We start from the raw sequence: 14757 nt of genomic DNA, 5'->3' as shown, positions 1-14757 counted from the left end.
GAAAGCTTAGGTGGTACGTACTATCATTATAGGAGTACTGGCATTGGCTCTGATTGGAACCGGGTTCTGGGGAGCTGGACAGGCCGGGCAAAAGGAAGAACTGCTTATTCAAAACGAAAATAACTACCAGCGGGCCTTTCATGATTTAACGTTTCATATGGACCAACTGCAGGATGAAGTCGGAACGACGCTTGCGATGAACTCCAAAAAGCAGTTATCCGGAACCCTGGCGGATGTGTGGAGGATCACTGCTATGGCAAGAAGTGAGCTCGGCCAGCTTCCGATCGGGATGATGGCTCTGCATGATACGGAAGAACTCTTAAATAAGATCGGGGATTTCAGTTATGAAACAACCGTTCGGGATCTGGGGCAGGAACCGTTGTCCAATAAAGAATTTGACAGGCTGCAGAAGTTTTATGAACAGTCCGGGGAGATAAAAAATGAACTCCGCAAGCTGCAGGCTTCCTCCATCAAAAACCAACTGAAATGGACCGAAGCCGAAAGTGCTATGGCAGAAAACGGTGAACCGATGGATAATTCTATCGCAAACGGCTTTCAGACGATTGATAATAAGGCTAAAGGATTCAGGGAGAGCGATTTCGGACCGAATGATCCGGTGAACCCGGAAATGGACAAACAGATAGCTGAAAACGTAAAAGGGGATCCGGTCAATAAAGAACAGGCCGTCAAAAAGGCAAAACAGTTTCTCGATATTCCAGACTCCATGAACGTGGAAATATCGGAACTTGGAAAAGGGACAGCATTTGAGGGTTATACGATGACGATGCAGGAACCGGAAGGAGAAGACGCCATCTATGTGGATATGACAAAAAAGGGCGGTCACCCTCTCTGGTTTTTACAGGCAAGACCGGTGGATGAACAGGAGATCAGTCTGAACAAAGCTTCCGAGAAAGCAAAGCAGTTTCTAAAACGGAATGGATTTCAGGATATGGAAATGATAGAAGGAAAACAATATGATACGATCGGAGCTTTTCAGTTCGCGCCGGTTAAGGAAGGTGTAACGATTTATCCAGAGGCGGTCTACATGGAAACCGCGCTCGATGACGGAGAAATTGTCGGGTATAAAGGAGCAGAATATCTGATAAATAAAAAAGAACGATCTTCCCTGTCACCGGCTCTAACCGCCGAAGAAGCGGAAGAGAAATTGAATCCGAGGGTCGAAGTTATGGAACAACGGAAGGCGGTTATCGAAACAGAAAACAAAAAAGAAGTACTCTGCTACGAATTTTTCGGCACCATCAATGATGATACGTATAAAATTTATATCAATGCCGAAAACGGGGAGGAAGAAAAAGTAGAAAAAATGAAGCATGCCGAACCGGTATATGATACGATGTAATAGAAAAATGGGAATCGTTTGAAGAAGAAGCGCTGAGCTTCTTCTTTTCCCGTTTCAGGAAGTACCGTCACGGGGGGAAAACAAATGATAAACATCGGCGATACCATACACCTGGAACTCGAAGAGGTACGGACCTCTTCCAACCGGAAGAAACTGGATATAAAGACGTACCGATGCAAATTGATGGACCATGAGGACGGCGTTTTCATTGTAGATCCACCGATCAATGAAGAAACCGGACGAACCGGCTTTTTTATGGAGGGAGTGGAGCTGCACGCCTGGTTTGTCGGCAGGGATGAAGCGCTGTACACGTTTGAAACGGAAGTGAAGGGCAAAGGCAGAGAAAAAGTAAGGTCGCTTCAGTTGACCGATCCTGGTAAAGACCAGTATGTCAGAATTCAGCGCAGAAATTATGTACGGATTAATACGGCCGTGGATACTGCCGTGTACCCGCATAAACACGGAGCTGCTCCGTTCATTACGTCCACAATTGATATCAGTGGGGGCGGGATGTCCGTGCTGCTTCCCGACGGACACGGTTTGTTTCCACAGGATTCCATCAAGACCTGGGTTGTGCTGCATATGATGGATGGCATCATTCATTATCTGCAGATGAACTGCACTGTTGTGCGGATTATTGAAGGAAACGGCGCCGCCAAAGAAAGATGTTCCCTTAGGTTTGAAGAAATGGATGAAGCGGACAGGCAGCTTATCATCAAATTCTGCTTTGATCAGCAGCTGGAGGTAAGAAAGTATAGGAAAAGCCGGAATCATTAGATTTGTTCCATGGTTTGTGATATGATAATCTGAGAATGATATCAGGAAAAGGGGATATTACTCTTTTTACATCAAAGAAATACATATTGTAACAATGAGGTGCTCTATGAACAAAATCAACATCGCGATTGACGGTCCTGCCGGGGCCGGAAAAAGTACAGTGGCCAGAACCGCAGCCTCTCAATTACAATATGTGTATATCGACACCGGCGCCATGTACCGTGCGCTGACGTGGAATGCTCTTTATCATCATGCTGATATTCAGGATGAAACGCAGATTTCTTCTTTATTAATGAAAACAGACATTGAACTCACGCCGTCCACAGACGGCAACAGAGTGTTTGTTAACGGGACGGAAGTAACTTCCGCCATTCGCTCCACCGAGGTAACTGCAGCTGTTTCTGATGTCTCCGCACACGAAAAAGTGCGTAGAGAAATGGTGAAAAAACAGCAGGAACTGGCGGAAGGAGGGGGAGCTGTTCTCGACGGAAGGGACATTGGAACAACAGTACTTCCCGGGGCAGAGTTAAAAGTGTATCTGTCGGCTTCCGTAGAAGAACGGGCAAGACGCCGCCATCTTGAAAACGCAGATAAAGGAATGCCGTCCGATCTGCAGATGATGATGAAAGACATTCAAATCCGGGATGAAAAAGACGCCGGAAGAGATATATCTCCGCTTGTTAAAGCAGATGACGCTGTTGAAGTGGACACGACACATCTTTCCGCCGACGAGGCGGCTGCTGAAATATGTGCGCTGGCCGAGGAAAGGATTCATCAGACATGATACTGTACCGCATCGGAAAAACATTATGCCGTATCGGCTTTACTCTGTCCATGAAAGTCCGCGTCATCGGCCGGGAGAACATTCCTGAAAACGGGCCGGTACTGCTCTGTTCGAATCATATCAGTAATCTTGATCCTCCCATGGTCGGTTCATTCATGCGGCGTGCCATTTATTTCATGGCAAAAGAGGAACTTTTTGCGAAGAAAGGAATCGGCGGGCTGATGAAAAGACTTGGAGCTTTTCCGGTGAAACGTGGAAGCGGAGACCGCAGAGCACTTAAGAAAGGACTGGAACTTCTGGATGAAGGGCATGTTTTGTGTCTTTTTCCTGAGGGTACAAGGAGTACGACAGGGGAGATAGGCAGCGGTCACGCAGGTTCGGGATTTTTTGCCCTGCGCTCAAAAGCCGCTGTTGTACCTGTAGCCGTCATCGGAACGTATAAGCCGTTCGGAAGTGTAACGGTAATATACGGAAAGCCGCTGGATGCTGAAGCTCTGCGTGAGAAAAAAGTGGATGCTGCGGAGGCCACAGAGACGATCATGGAAGGAATCCGTGATCTGAAAGCAGAACATATGAAGGAAAACAGGTGATCATCCTGTAGTAACATGGGAACAAATTCTTTCCTTGAAAGAATTTAAAAATATTTAGTTTGAAGTTCCTTGAGGACATTGAAGGAGGCAGTAGTCAATGGTTGACGAAATGAATAATGAAATGGCTGGTATGAATGAACTGCACGTTGGTGATCTTGTCAATGCGAAGATCACAAAAGTGGAAGAAAAACAGGCTTATGCGGATGCAGGCTATAAAGTGGATGCTGTTATCCCCATAAGTGAATTGTCCAGTCTTCATGTAGAAAAGGTAGACGACATTCTGCAGGAAGATGATGAACTGGAGTGTAAAGTTACCAAAGTGGAAGACGATGAGCTGGTTCTATCACGCCGGGCAGCGCTTGCGGACAAAGCATGGGGTGAGCTCCAGGAAAAATATAATAACGGTGAACTTCTTGAAGCTGAAGTGGCAGAAGTGGTTAAAGGAGGACTTGTCGTTGATCTGGGTGTCCGCGGCTTTATCCCGGCATCCCTTGTTGAACGTCACTTTGTGGAAGACTTCAGCGATTACAAAGGGCGCACGCTTCGTCTGAAAATCGCCGAAATTGATCCCGACGACAATAAGCTGATCTTATCCCAGCGTGCCGTTCTGGATGAAGAGGCGGATCAGCAGAAAAAAGAACTGCTGGATAACCTTCAGGTCGGTGATGTTGTGAAAGGAACGGTACAGCGTCTGACTGATTTCGGAGCATTTGTGGATATCGGCGGTGTAGACGGTCTTGTTCATATTTCACAGATGGCTCATCACCGGGTGGAGTCTCCAGGTGAGATTGTCAATGAAGGTGATGAGATTGAGGTGAAGATTCTGGCTGTGGATTCGGAAAGTGAACGCGTATCGCTCTCCATTAAAGAGACACTCCCAGGACCCTGGACAACGATTGAAGGACAGATGGAAGCCGGGGATATCGTAGAAGGACAGGTGAAACGGCTCGTGTCATTCGGAGCCTTTGTGGAAGTAGCTCCGGGAGTGGAAGGTCTGGTACACATTTCCCAGATCGCCAACCGTCATATCGGAACGCCGGGTGAAGTGTTGGAAGAAGGACAGGCCGTTAACGTAAAGATCCTGGATATAAATCCGGCAGAACAGCGGATTTCCCTGAGTATCCGGGAACTGGAGAGCGAAGAAACCCCGGATGACAAAGTACAACAGGAATATGAAGCACCAGAAGAAGATCATTCCGGATTTTCCCTTGGTGATATGATTGGCGACAAACTGAAAAAGTATAAAGAATAAAGAATGGGAGTCTGGTAGCGTGTCACGATCAGAACGAAAAAAGGATCACATTCAATACGCTTTGTCTACGGGTCAGCCGTCCTGGAACAGCCTGGATGATATCCGTTTCGTTCATAACAGCCTGCCTGAAACTTCTGTTTCTGATATTGATGTATCTGTCATGATCGGCGAACTTTCTTTAAGTTCGCCGTTTATTATTAATGCGATGACCGGAGGCGGCGGACAGGAGACAGAACGTATCAACCGGTCTCTGGCCCGTGCCGCAGAAACAGCAGATGCAGCGATTGCTGCAGGGTCCCAGATGGCGGCTGTAAAAGATGAACGGGAACGTTATACCTATGAAACGATCCGTACCAATCATACCAGCGGCACGGTTTTTGCAAATCTGGGAAGTGAGCTCACACCGGAACAGGCGGTGACAGCCGTGGAGATGCTTCAGGCTGACGCGCTTCAAATTCATTTAAATGTTATTCAGGAACTTGTTATGCCGGAAGGAGACCGGGATTTCCGCGGCATGACAGATCGTATCCGGGCAGCGGCAGATGCGGTGGAAGTACCAGTTATTGTGAAAGAGACCGGCTCCGGCCTAAGCGCAGATAGCACAAAAGAACTGGAACAAGCCGGCGTGATGATCATAGATGTAGGCGGTCACGGTGGAACAAATTTTTCGCGGATCGAAAATGAACGGCGGAAGCACCATCTCGACTTTTTTAATCAATGGGGCATTCCTACTGCGGCTTCTATTGTAGAGGCTGTATCAGCTCGTGAGTCTGCCTCTCTTATTGCTTCGGGAGGTCTTCGCAGTGGTGTGGATGCGGCCAGGGCTATTGCGCTTGGTGCAGATGCTGCTGCTCTTGCAGGGAAGGTTCTGGCAGCTGTCCAAAACGGTGGTTGGAAACAGGCAGCCTTCTTCCTTGAGCAGTGCATGGATGAACTGAAGATGGTGATGACGGCAGTTGGAGCCTCGACTATTTCCGAACTGCAAAACGTTCCGCTCATTATCGAAGGAAGCACAAGAGATTGGCTCACAGCACGGGGGATCGATCCCAAAACATACAGCCGGCGCTGATTCCGGCATAATTAGTGTCCTCTGGTTTATATGCCTGCATAATGGGCTATACTGCAGGTAAAAAAGGAAAAAAATGAATGCTGTCGTATATTTCATCATCCTATGGTACTTCTGGATAATCCAGACGTTTTTTGGTTCTAAAAATAAATACCGCCTGTTGTCGTCGATTGTTGTGCTCTGTCTGATCATTCTATTCCCGTTTGAACTGCAGATCCAATCCGTTATTGTACGTCCGGTCGCTTTGCTGCTATTTTTCAGTGGAATGTTTTTACTTACCGGAATGGAACCCGGAAGAAGACGAAAACTTCTCTGTCTCTCCGGAGGTTTTTCTTTTTTATTTGCTGCCATGAGACTGGCGGAATGGTATGAGCCGGTTATTTTTCTGTTTGGACATGCTTTCACGTATATATGCGTGTTTTCCGCGCTCCTGCTTCTATTCGGAAGGTCTTTCCGGGAACGTGTCTCGATGGCTGCTGCAATCTGCATTTCCGGTGATTTTCTAGCAGGTATCCACCTTTACCCATGGACGGACTCTCTCGTTCTGGGAGACCCTTTTTTATTAAACATTGTTGTCTGCCTGCTGTTTCTCTCCCATTTGTATGATACGGCGGCAAAGGGAGCTGTTTTTCTATTCCAGAGCAGATCCAGTTCGTTTTCCAATTTGCCCCGTTAAGCCTGCATCTGCTACAATTAATAAGCTGTTTATGCTGTCTATGGAAATATCGGGCAGTGTCAATGATGAACACAGTAAGCGGCTTATAAGCAACGTATTATGTTAATGAGAAGAAAGGAACGAGCACAATGTCCAAACCTGTAGTTGCCATCGTCGGACGTCCGAATGTTGGGAAGTCCACGATTTTCAACCGGATGATCGGGGAACGGCTGGCAATTGTCGAAGATGTTCCCGGGGTTACCCGGGACAGGGTATACAGCAAAGCGGAATGGCTGAACCAGGAATTCAATGTTATTGATACCGGCGGAATTGAAATCGGCGGTGAGCCGTTATTCCAGCAGATGCGTCATCAAGCGGAGATCGCACTTGATGAAGCGGATGTTATCGTATTTTTAACGAATGGACGGGATGGGGTGACCGGATCGGACCAGGAGGTCGCCTCTCTCCTTCTACGGAATGATAAACCGGTTGTCATCGGCGTAAATAAGATCGATAATCCAGAAATGGAAATGAATATTTACGAATTTTACAGTCTTGGATTTGGAGAAGTATATCCCGTTTCAGGCTCTCATGGTCTCGGGATGGGTGATCTGCTTGATGCTGTAGTTCGTCATTTTCCCGATAATGCGGATGAAGATTATGAAGAAGACACGATTAGAATGGCCGTCATAGGGCGCCCTAATGTCGGTAAATCCTCCCTTGTCAATGCTGTACTTGGCGAGGAACGGGTGATCGTCAGCGATATTCCCGGCACTACAAGAGATGCTGTCGATACGGTATTTGAAAGAGACGGTCAGGAATATGCTCTGATTGATACGGCAGGTATGCGAAAACGCGGCAAAGTGTATGAAAATACCGAAAAATACAGCGTTATGAGAGCGCTCCGGGCGATAGAACGGTCGGATGTTGTGTTGATGGTCATTGACGGGGAAGAAGGAATTCTGGATCAGGATAAAAAAATAGCGGGCTATGCTGAAGATGCAGGCAGGGCCATTGTTATGACGGTCAATAAATGGGATGCGGTCGAAAAAGATGATAAGACAATGGCACGTTTTACTGAAGATATCCGTGATGAATTTCAATTTCTGCAGTATGCCCCTGTTGTTTTTCTTTCTGCTGCAACAGGCCGCCGCATGCAGCATTTACTTCCACTGGTGAAACAGGCAGCTGATAATCATAAACTGCGGGTTCCGACAAACGTTTTAAATGATGTCATACTGGACGCTGTTATTATGAATCCAACCCCTACGGAAGGGAACAGACGTCTGCGCATCAATTATGCGACACAGGTTGCGGTCGGTCCGCCGACCATTGTTCTGTTTGTCAACGATCCGGAACTTCTCCATTTTTCTTATCACCGGTATCTCGAGAACAGGCTGCGGGAAGCTTTTCATTTTGAAGCTACCCCGATTAAGCTTATTGCCCGCAAAAAAAGCGATTAGTTATAATTTTTTCCATTCAAAGGAGAATGCAAGTGGAACTCATTTTTTCGATCATTATCGCTTATCTTATAGGATCCATCAGTTTCAGCTATGTTATTGCCTGGAATATGAAGAAAATCGATATCAGGCAGCACGGCAGCGGTAATGCGGGAGCTACGAACATTTTAAGAGTGCTCGGAAAAGGACCTGCAGTCCTGGTCCTTTCTCTGGATGTGCTGAAAGGGGTGGCGGCAGTATGGATTGCCCGCCTTTTGGAAATCACGGATTTTCTGCCTGTATTTACTGCTTTCGGCGAAGTGGAAGGGATAGCTTCCGCCCTGGCGGGAGCTGCTGCTATTGCCGGGCATAATTGGCCTGTGTATTACGGTTTTAAAGGCGGAAAGGGTGTTGCTGCAACCATCGGTGTGGTAGCCAGTCTTGTGTTTTTTCCAGCAGTGTATGTCGGCATTGCTGCGATATTGTCTATTGTAATCACGCGTTATGTATCGCTTGGTTCGCTGATTTTTGCTGCTGCTACACCGATACTGATCGCCCTTACAAATTCTTATTATGATCATCCCGCCCCGTATTTCTATTTGACAGCTGCTATCGGTGTTATTTCCATATGGAAGCATCGGACAAATATCAAACGGCTGATTCAAGGCAGCGAACATAAAATCGGAAGTAAGATATCTTCTTAAAGGTGGGTCAGTATGGCAGAGAGAGTGGCAGTTATTGGTGCCGGCAGCTGGGGGACGGCGCTGGCGTCTGTATTGGCGGAAAACCGCCACGATGTCCGGTTGTGGACAAGAAGAGAAGACCATGCAGAGGAAATCAACCAGAATCACACCAACAGAAAATATCTTCCGGATTTTAAACTGCCCCGGGATATACGTGCTTTCACTGATCTAGAAACCTGTACGGCAGGTACTGACTTTATCCTGCTGGTGGTCCCGGCAAAAGCCGTCCGGGATATGATGAAGGACCTCCAGCCTTTTATTTCGGAGCAGACTGTTTTGATTCATGCCTCTAAAGGGATTGAACCGGACACGTCCAAACGCATTTCGGAAGTCATGGAAGAAGAACGAACCGGAAAGGCAGGGAAAGATACGGTTGTCCTGTCCGGCCCGAGCCATGCCGAAGAAGTATGTGAAAAACAGCCGACAACGGTGACAGTTTCTTCCCATCAATCCGAAGCAGCTGAAGCTGTGCAGGAACTGTTCATGAACCATTATTTCCGTGTGTACACAAATCAGGACATGATAGGTGTGGAAATCGGTGGTGCATTGAAAAATATTATAGCTCTTGGTATTGGTATGACGGACGGACTGGGCTACGGGGACAATGCCAAAGCAGCGTTTATGACCCGTGGGCTGGCCGAAATTTCACGATTGGGAGTGACGATGGGGGCGAACCCTTTGACGTTTAATGGCTTGTCCGGTCTCGGAGATTTAATTGTTACCTGCTTCAGCCATCACAGCAGAAACCGGCGTGCCGGAGATAAAATAGGCCGCGGTGCCCGTCTCGAGGACGTGTTGGATGAAATGGGGATGGTGGTCGAAGGAGTCCGAACGACAAAAGCTGTTTACGGTCTGGCACGGGAGCAGAAAGTGGAAATGCCGATTACGGAAGCTTTGTATGACGTGCTATTTGAAGATACCAAACCGGAAGAAGCCGTCCGGCAGTTGATGGCCAGGGAACGCAAGCATGAAGAGGAAAATATGTCCCTGCTGCTCGAGCCGGCATTTCAAAATAAGTGGAACACAGCGGACCGGGAATCCGGCACAAGAGAATAAGGAAACAGCACGCCTTTTTTCCATCACGCATAGGATGAGGTGAACCGTGAGGAAGGGAGGCTGCTGTATGAAGCATAGCGATTCACTGTTTGACAACATTGAAAAAAACACAAATGTAAAACAGGAAGATGTCATGAAGCTGGTTCAGTCGCTGCAGGGGGCGGATTTTCAGGATGAAAAAACAGTCCGCAAAGTAATCAAGGATGTTGGTGCCCTGGCAGGGAAATCGGTATCCCCCCGGCAGGAAGATGAGTTGGTCAAAGCGATTATGAATAATAATGTGCCGCTCGATCTGGCTTCATTGAGCAAATGGTTTCAGTCCAGCCGATGAAATTAAAAATTTCTTTCCGCTTCAAAGGCATATGCTCATTCCAACAGACCTGTCTATGAATACAGTAAACAGAGTAGAAAGAAGGCTGTACTGAAAAAGGAAAGAATATAGCCGAAACCAGCCGTATTCCGCCCCGATATCGGCTGGTTTTTCATGATTTTGTCACCGTGTGATCTTCTCCGTTCTGCCATGAACAGGGTTCGTTGTGTTATAATGTGGTCTGGAAAAAGGAGGTCGCGGTCATGACGGCGTTACAAAATATGTGGTTTGCTTTTTTCGGGATTTTTTTAATGTTCGCATCGGCTGGTTTATCAGTTTTATCGCACAAGCTGTCGGGATTCTGGCGGTTTCTTGTGCTTGCCGTATCTTTTATATTTCTTGTCACGGCCGGGTTCATTGTTTTTATTATCGTCGTGAGAGGGCCGCTTGCGGAATAGATATAAACATTGTTACGGGACAACCCTTACGACAGAGAGGTGAATGCTGTTGAAGCGGTATATTCCGCTCTTTGGAGGATTGGCAGCTGTCATGCTGCTGTTATCGGGATGCCTGTTCCCACAGGAGCAGCGGGCGGAGAACCAGGTTCCATATGAATCCCAGCTTCTGTCCGTACAACAGGCTGTCGAACAATATCAGAATGATAACGGGGTGCTTCCCATCCGCACGACGGAAGAAGACACACCAATATATCAGAAGTATCAGATTTCATTTCAACCGCTGATTCCAAGATACATGCAGGATCCGCCCGGTAATTCCTTTGAGAACGGCGGAAGTTACCGATATGTTATTATTAATCCGGAAGAGGACCCGACGGTGAAAGTCATTGATTTGAGCATAATGGATAACATTCAAAAGCTGCAGCGTGCCGTCAATCGCTATATTAATGAGAATGACTTTGCTCCGATCAAGGAAACAGCAGGTCCCGGATTATTTCAGATCGATAGGGAACGGCTTGATTACAGCGGCGAGATGAAAATTGAAAGCCCATATCATCCTGATACTTCCCTGCCGATGCTCATTAACGAAAATGGGGAAGTAAGGATTGATTATGCGATTGATCTGAATATCGCCCTGCAGGAATATGACCATGATCTGGAACCCGGAGATGATGTCCGGCGGATTTTAGCAGAAAACTATCCAGTCGTACCTGCTTATTCCGTCCCGTATACTATTGATGAAAACGGAGATCCCGTTTTGAAAGAAAACAAGTAAATCGGTGATTATTCCGGAAAATCGGACAAGCAGCACTTTTGCAGTGAAGGTGCTGCTTTTTTTAATGATTTTCTACGTGTCGTACTAACAGCGTATAAACAAGGCATAAGTTGTAATGAAAAACATAGATATATATTGTCATACACGTAAGACCGGTATCGGAATTATATTGAACAGGAGGGGATCCAGTGGAAAAGGTGGATATCTTCAAGGATATCGCAGAACGGACCGGAGGAGATATATATTTAGGAGTTGTCGGCGCCGTCCGTACCGGTAAATCCACATTTATTAAAAAATTTATGGAGCTGGTTGTGCTTCCGAATATGGGAAGTGAGGCGGATAAAGCGAGAACCACGGACGAACTGCCCCAGAGCGCAGCAGGGCGGACAATTATGACAACGGAGCCGAAATTTGTACCGAATAATGCCGTGTCGCTGGAAGTAGAAGAAGGACTGGAAGTCAATGTGCGGCTCGTGGATTGTGTCGGCTATACAGTGGAAGGGGCAAAAGGGTACGAGGATGAGAACGGTCCCCGGATGATTAACACTCCGTGGTATGAAGATCCGATTCCTTTTCAGGAAGCAGCTGAAATCGGGACCCGGAAAGTCATTCAGGAACATTCCACGCTTGGAGTAGTCGTCACTTCCGATGGTACAATAGGCGAAATTCCCCGTGCCGATTATGTGGAAGCCGAAGATCGAGTGATGGAAGAACTGAATGAAGTAGGAAAGCCGTATATTATGATTATAAATTCCGTACGGCCTCATCATCCGGAAACCGAAGCGCTGCGGCAGGAACTGGCCCAGGAACACGATATCCCGGTGCTGGCGATGAGTATTGAAAGTATGACAGAGCATGATATCAATCACGTGCTGAGAGAAGTGCTGTTCGAATTTCCGGTTCATGAAGTGAACGTGAACCTGCCAAGCTGGGTGATGGTTCTTCGTGATGATCACTGGCTCCGCCAGGAATATGAACAGTCGGTGCGCAACACCGTCAAAGATATTAAACGACTGCGGGATGTCGACAGGGTTGTACAGCAGTTTGCCGGTGACTTTGACTTTATAGAAGAAGCCGGGCTTGCAGGCATTGAGATGGGACGTGGGGTTGCTGAAATTGATTTGTATGCGCCGGAGCATTTATATGACCAGATTTTAAAAGAAGTTGTCGGAGTCGAGATCAGAGGAAAGGATCACCTGCTTCATCTCATGCAGGATTTTGCGCATGCCAAACATGAATATGACCAAGTCAGCGATGCGCTGAAAATGGTAAAACAGACGGGATATGGTATTGCAGCACCGGCGTTGACAGACATGAGTCTGGATGAACCGGAAATTATTAAGCAGGGATCACGGTTCGGTGTGAGGCTGAAAGCTGTGGCACCGTCCATTCATATGATCAAAGTAGACGTTGAATCCGAGTTTGCCCCGATTATTGGTACGGAAAAACAAAGCGAAGAACTGGTCCGTTATTTGATGCAGGATTTTGAAGAGAACCCATTGTCCATATGGAATTCAGACATTTTCGGCCGGTCGCTGAATTCCATCGTCCGCGAAGGAATTCAGGCCAAGTTATCCTTGATGCCCGAAAACGCCAGGTACAAATTAAAAGAAACTTTGGAACGGATAATCAATGAAGGTTCCGGAGGATTAATTGCCATTATTCTGTGAGTAAAAGGAGCTGCCCGGAAAAGGTCAGCTCCTTTTCAAAGAAAAGGAGTTTACATAATAATATTACAGTAAATTAAATGGTTGATTCGTTGCTTTCTATATACCCTTGTGCTAAAATTTCTCAAAGGTCATATTAACTGCAGACGGGGGGAAAAGAAAATGTCCACCTTTAATCATGATAAAATAGAACAGGCTGTTTACTCCATTCTGGAAGCTGTCGGCGAAAATCCGGATCGGGATGGACTGCGTGATACACCAAAAAGAGTAGCCAGAATGTACGAGGAATTATTTCAAGGGCTTACCCAGGATCCTTCCGAGCATCTACAGACGGTATTCGGAGAAGATCATGAAGAACTTGTACTGGTAAGAGATATCCCGTTTTATTCCATGTGTGAACACCATCTCGTACCTTTTTACGGTAAAGCCCACGTCGGATACATACCAAAAGAGGGACAGGTTACAGGATTAAGTAAACTGGCCAGAACGGTCGAAACTGTGGCGAAAAAACCGCAGCTTCAGGAGAGAATAACCTCTACAGTCGCCGATAGCATCGTGGAAACACTGGATCCTCACGGGGTGATTGTCGTGGTGGAGGCAGAACATATGTGTATGACGATGCGGGGAATACAAAAACCGGGGACAGAGACTGTAACATCGGCGGTAAGAGGCTCGTTTGAAAGCGATGAAGCATCAAGGGCCGAAGTATTAACACTGATTAATCGTTCGTAAGACAGGGGGGAGTAAAAAATGGCATCCCAGGATGAATTTTTTGTTATTAAAGCAGAAGAAGACGGCGTAAATGTGATTGGATTAACTCGTGGAACAGATACCAGGTTTCATCATTCGGAAAAACTCGATCAGGGGGAAGTGATGATCGCCCAGTTCACCGAGCATACGTCGGCTGTGAAAGTAAGGGGCAAAGCTGTTATTCAGACAAGCCACGGGGAGCTTAGAACCGAAGAGGGACACGATGGAAATCTTTAAAGATCGGGGGCTCTTTTAACATGAAGGAGCTGTATGATAATGCGGAGGTTCAGCAGATTGAACAGGAATTCAGACAGCTGACAAGCCATTCCTATTTAAAGGAATACATCGAGGAAGCCGGCGTGGAGTATGATCTGATCCTATTTATGATGGAACTGCTTTCGGACTCTTCTCTTTCCGCTGAAGCGGCGAGAGAACAGATTTTGTCGGCGCTTCTTGTGCAGGCTGCCTTTGTCACCCATGAGAAAGTGAGAAGCGGTGGAGGAGAAGCGCTTGAGGATAAAAAACCAAGACAGCTGACCGTTCTAGCCGGAGATTTTTTCAGCAGCCTGTATCATAGCATGCTCGATAAAGATGTACATTCTTCCATAATACCGGTCTTCAGCGATGCCATCCAAAAAATCAATGAGGAAAAAATGAGCCTCCATTTTCGTGAAAATAAAAACGAAGAAGAACTGTTAGCCCGTCTTTTTCTAGTTGAAGGGTGCTTTTTAAAGAATGTGAGTTCGTTTTACGGAAAGCCGGAAATCGGAACTCTTGCCGAATCATTCTTTTTATTAAAACGGCTGGCGCATGAACGGCAGCCAAGATCAACATATTATCTTTCAGCTGCCGCAGGAGCTGTCTATTCCTTTTTGGAAGGCGGGGACACAGAGCAGGTCAGCCCGTGGCCGACAGAAAATATTGATCAGTGGATGACAAATAAAATGATAATGCTGCAGAAGGAACTTCATCAAAAATTACATACGACATCTTCTGTTCAGAACAGGCTTCTTTACCATGTGCTCGAGACTTGGACAGACAACAGGCAGGAAGCGGAAATTAAATAACGGGGAAG

Annotated in this window: 17 protein-coding genes; all 17 read left to right on the top strand. The window is 46.8% G+C overall.

The annotated features are described in order from the left end of the window. The first annotated feature begins 10 nt into the window (after positions 1-10). The 17 genes from ypeB to ACW9JV_RS09855 all read left to right on the top strand — a co-directional run bounded on the left by ypeB (position 11) and on the right by ACW9JV_RS09855 (position 14749). The gene (gene ypeB, locus ACW9JV_RS09935; RefSeq protein ID WP_457333803.1) at positions 11-1360 is read left to right on the top strand and encodes a germination protein YpeB; all 1350 of its coding nucleotides are present in this window, start codon (positions 11-13) and stop codon (positions 1358-1360) included. Between the two features lie 84 nt (positions 1361-1444). Then, complete coding sequence (locus ACW9JV_RS09930) at positions 1445-2137, top strand: flagellar brake protein (protein WP_457333801.1); 693 nt, start codon at positions 1445-1447, stop codon at positions 2135-2137. A gap of 106 nt (positions 2138-2243) precedes the next feature. After that, the gene (cmk, locus tag ACW9JV_RS09925) at positions 2244-2921 is read left to right on the top strand and encodes a (d)CMP kinase (protein ID WP_457333799.1); all 678 of its coding nucleotides are present in this window, start codon (positions 2244-2246) and stop codon (positions 2919-2921) included. Continuing rightward, a complete protein-coding gene (locus ACW9JV_RS09920) occupies positions 2918-3511 on the top strand; it encodes a lysophospholipid acyltransferase family protein (protein WP_457333796.1) in 594 nt (197 codons plus the stop codon). The genes cmk and ACW9JV_RS09920 overlap by 4 nt, the downstream gene beginning before the upstream one ends. 97 nt (positions 3512-3608) lie before the next feature. Next, complete coding sequence (rpsA, locus tag ACW9JV_RS09915; RefSeq protein ID WP_457333794.1) at positions 3609-4763, top strand: 30S ribosomal protein S1; 1155 nt, start codon at positions 3609-3611, stop codon at positions 4761-4763. Between the two features lie 19 nt (positions 4764-4782). Continuing rightward, positions 4783-5832 carry a type 2 isopentenyl-diphosphate Delta-isomerase gene (gene fni / locus ACW9JV_RS09910; RefSeq protein WP_457333792.1) on the top strand — a complete coding sequence of 350 codons (1050 nt, stop codon included), beginning with the start codon at positions 4783-4785 and terminating at the stop codon, positions 5830-5832. Positions 5833-5905: 73 nt separating this feature from the next. Continuing rightward, complete coding sequence (locus ACW9JV_RS09905; RefSeq protein WP_457333790.1) at positions 5906-6505, top strand: YphA family membrane protein; 600 nt, start codon at positions 5906-5908, stop codon at positions 6503-6505. A gap of 128 nt (positions 6506-6633) precedes the next feature. Next, complete coding sequence (der, locus tag ACW9JV_RS09900; protein WP_457333788.1) at positions 6634-7947, top strand: ribosome biogenesis GTPase Der; 1314 nt, start codon at positions 6634-6636, stop codon at positions 7945-7947. Positions 7948-7973: 26 nt separating this feature from the next. Further along, entirely contained in the window at positions 7974-8627 is a 654-nt protein-coding gene (plsY, locus tag ACW9JV_RS09895) for a glycerol-3-phosphate 1-O-acyltransferase PlsY (protein ID WP_457333786.1), read from the top strand. A gap of 12 nt (positions 8628-8639) precedes the next feature. Next, a complete protein-coding gene (locus ACW9JV_RS09890; RefSeq protein WP_457333784.1) occupies positions 8640-9722 on the top strand; it encodes an NAD(P)H-dependent glycerol-3-phosphate dehydrogenase in 1083 nt (360 codons plus the stop codon). 67 nt (positions 9723-9789) lie between these two features. Then, complete coding sequence (locus ACW9JV_RS09885; RefSeq protein ID WP_457333782.1) at positions 9790-10053, top strand: stage VI sporulation protein F; 264 nt, start codon at positions 9790-9792, stop codon at positions 10051-10053. A 242-nt stretch (positions 10054-10295) separates the two neighbouring features. Next, positions 10296-10490 (top strand): DUF2768 family protein, encoded by a 195-nt coding sequence (locus ACW9JV_RS09880; RefSeq protein ID WP_457333780.1) that lies wholly within the window; start codon positions 10296-10298, stop codon positions 10488-10490. 49 nt (positions 10491-10539) lie between these two features. Then, positions 10540-11265: a hypothetical protein gene (locus ACW9JV_RS09875; protein ID WP_457333778.1), complete on the top strand. Its 726-nt coding sequence runs from the start codon at positions 10540-10542 to the stop codon at positions 11263-11265. Positions 11266-11453: 188 nt separating this feature from the next. After that, the gene (gene spoIVA, locus ACW9JV_RS09870; protein WP_457333776.1) at positions 11454-12935 is read left to right on the top strand and encodes a stage IV sporulation protein A; all 1482 of its coding nucleotides are present in this window, start codon (positions 11454-11456) and stop codon (positions 12933-12935) included. A 159-nt stretch (positions 12936-13094) separates the two neighbouring features. Next, complete coding sequence (gene folE / locus ACW9JV_RS09865) at positions 13095-13664, top strand: GTP cyclohydrolase I FolE (protein ID WP_457333774.1); 570 nt, start codon at positions 13095-13097, stop codon at positions 13662-13664. Positions 13665-13682: 18 nt separating this feature from the next. Then, positions 13683-13919: a trp RNA-binding attenuation protein MtrB gene (mtrB, locus tag ACW9JV_RS09860; protein WP_457333772.1), complete on the top strand. Its 237-nt coding sequence runs from the start codon at positions 13683-13685 to the stop codon at positions 13917-13919. A gap of 20 nt (positions 13920-13939) precedes the next feature. Then, on the top strand, positions 13940-14749 hold the full coding sequence (locus ACW9JV_RS09855; RefSeq protein WP_457333770.1) for a heptaprenyl diphosphate synthase component 1: 810 nt from the start codon (positions 13940-13942) through the stop codon (positions 14747-14749). Positions 14750-14757: the final 8 nt, after the last annotated feature.

It is taken from the genome of Salibacterium sp. K-3, assembly GCF_054052005.1.
This window is presented reverse-complemented; position numbering and strand designations above follow the sequence as displayed.

Bases quoted from the DNA above. Each gene is read 5' to 3' on its own strand.
- ACW9JV_RS09930 (WP_457333801.1), top strand. From the start codon at position 1,445: ATGATAAACATCGGCGATACCATACACCTGGAACTCGAAGAGGTACGG.
- cmk (WP_457333799.1), top strand. From the start codon at position 2,244: ATGAACAAAATCAACATCGCGATTGACGGTCCTGCCGGGGCCGGAAAA.
- ACW9JV_RS09920 (WP_457333796.1), top strand. From the start codon at position 2,918: ATGATACTGTACCGCATCGGAAAAACATTATGCCGTATCGGCTTTACT.
- rpsA (WP_457333794.1), top strand. From the start codon at position 3,609: ATGGTTGACGAAATGAATAATGAAATGGCTGGTATGAATGAACTGCAC.
- ACW9JV_RS09905 (WP_457333790.1), top strand. From the start codon at position 5,906: ATGAATGCTGTCGTATATTTCATCATCCTATGGTACTTCTGGATAATC.
- der (WP_457333788.1), top strand. From the start codon at position 6,634: ATGTCCAAACCTGTAGTTGCCATCGTCGGACGTCCGAATGTTGGGAAG.
- plsY (WP_457333786.1), top strand. From the start codon at position 7,974: ATGCAAGTGGAACTCATTTTTTCGATCATTATCGCTTATCTTATAGGA.
- ACW9JV_RS09890 (WP_457333784.1), top strand. From the start codon at position 8,640: ATGGCAGAGAGAGTGGCAGTTATTGGTGCCGGCAGCTGGGGGACGGCG.
- ACW9JV_RS09885 (WP_457333782.1), top strand. From the start codon at position 9,790: ATGAAGCATAGCGATTCACTGTTTGACAACATTGAAAAAAACACAAAT.
- ACW9JV_RS09880 (WP_457333780.1), top strand. From the start codon at position 10,296: ATGACGGCGTTACAAAATATGTGGTTTGCTTTTTTCGGGATTTTTTTA.
- folE (WP_457333774.1), top strand. From the start codon at position 13,095: ATGTCCACCTTTAATCATGATAAAATAGAACAGGCTGTTTACTCCATT.
- mtrB (WP_457333772.1), top strand. From the start codon at position 13,683: ATGGCATCCCAGGATGAATTTTTTGTTATTAAAGCAGAAGAAGACGGC.
- ACW9JV_RS09855 (WP_457333770.1), top strand. From the start codon at position 13,940: ATGAAGGAGCTGTATGATAATGCGGAGGTTCAGCAGATTGAACAGGAA.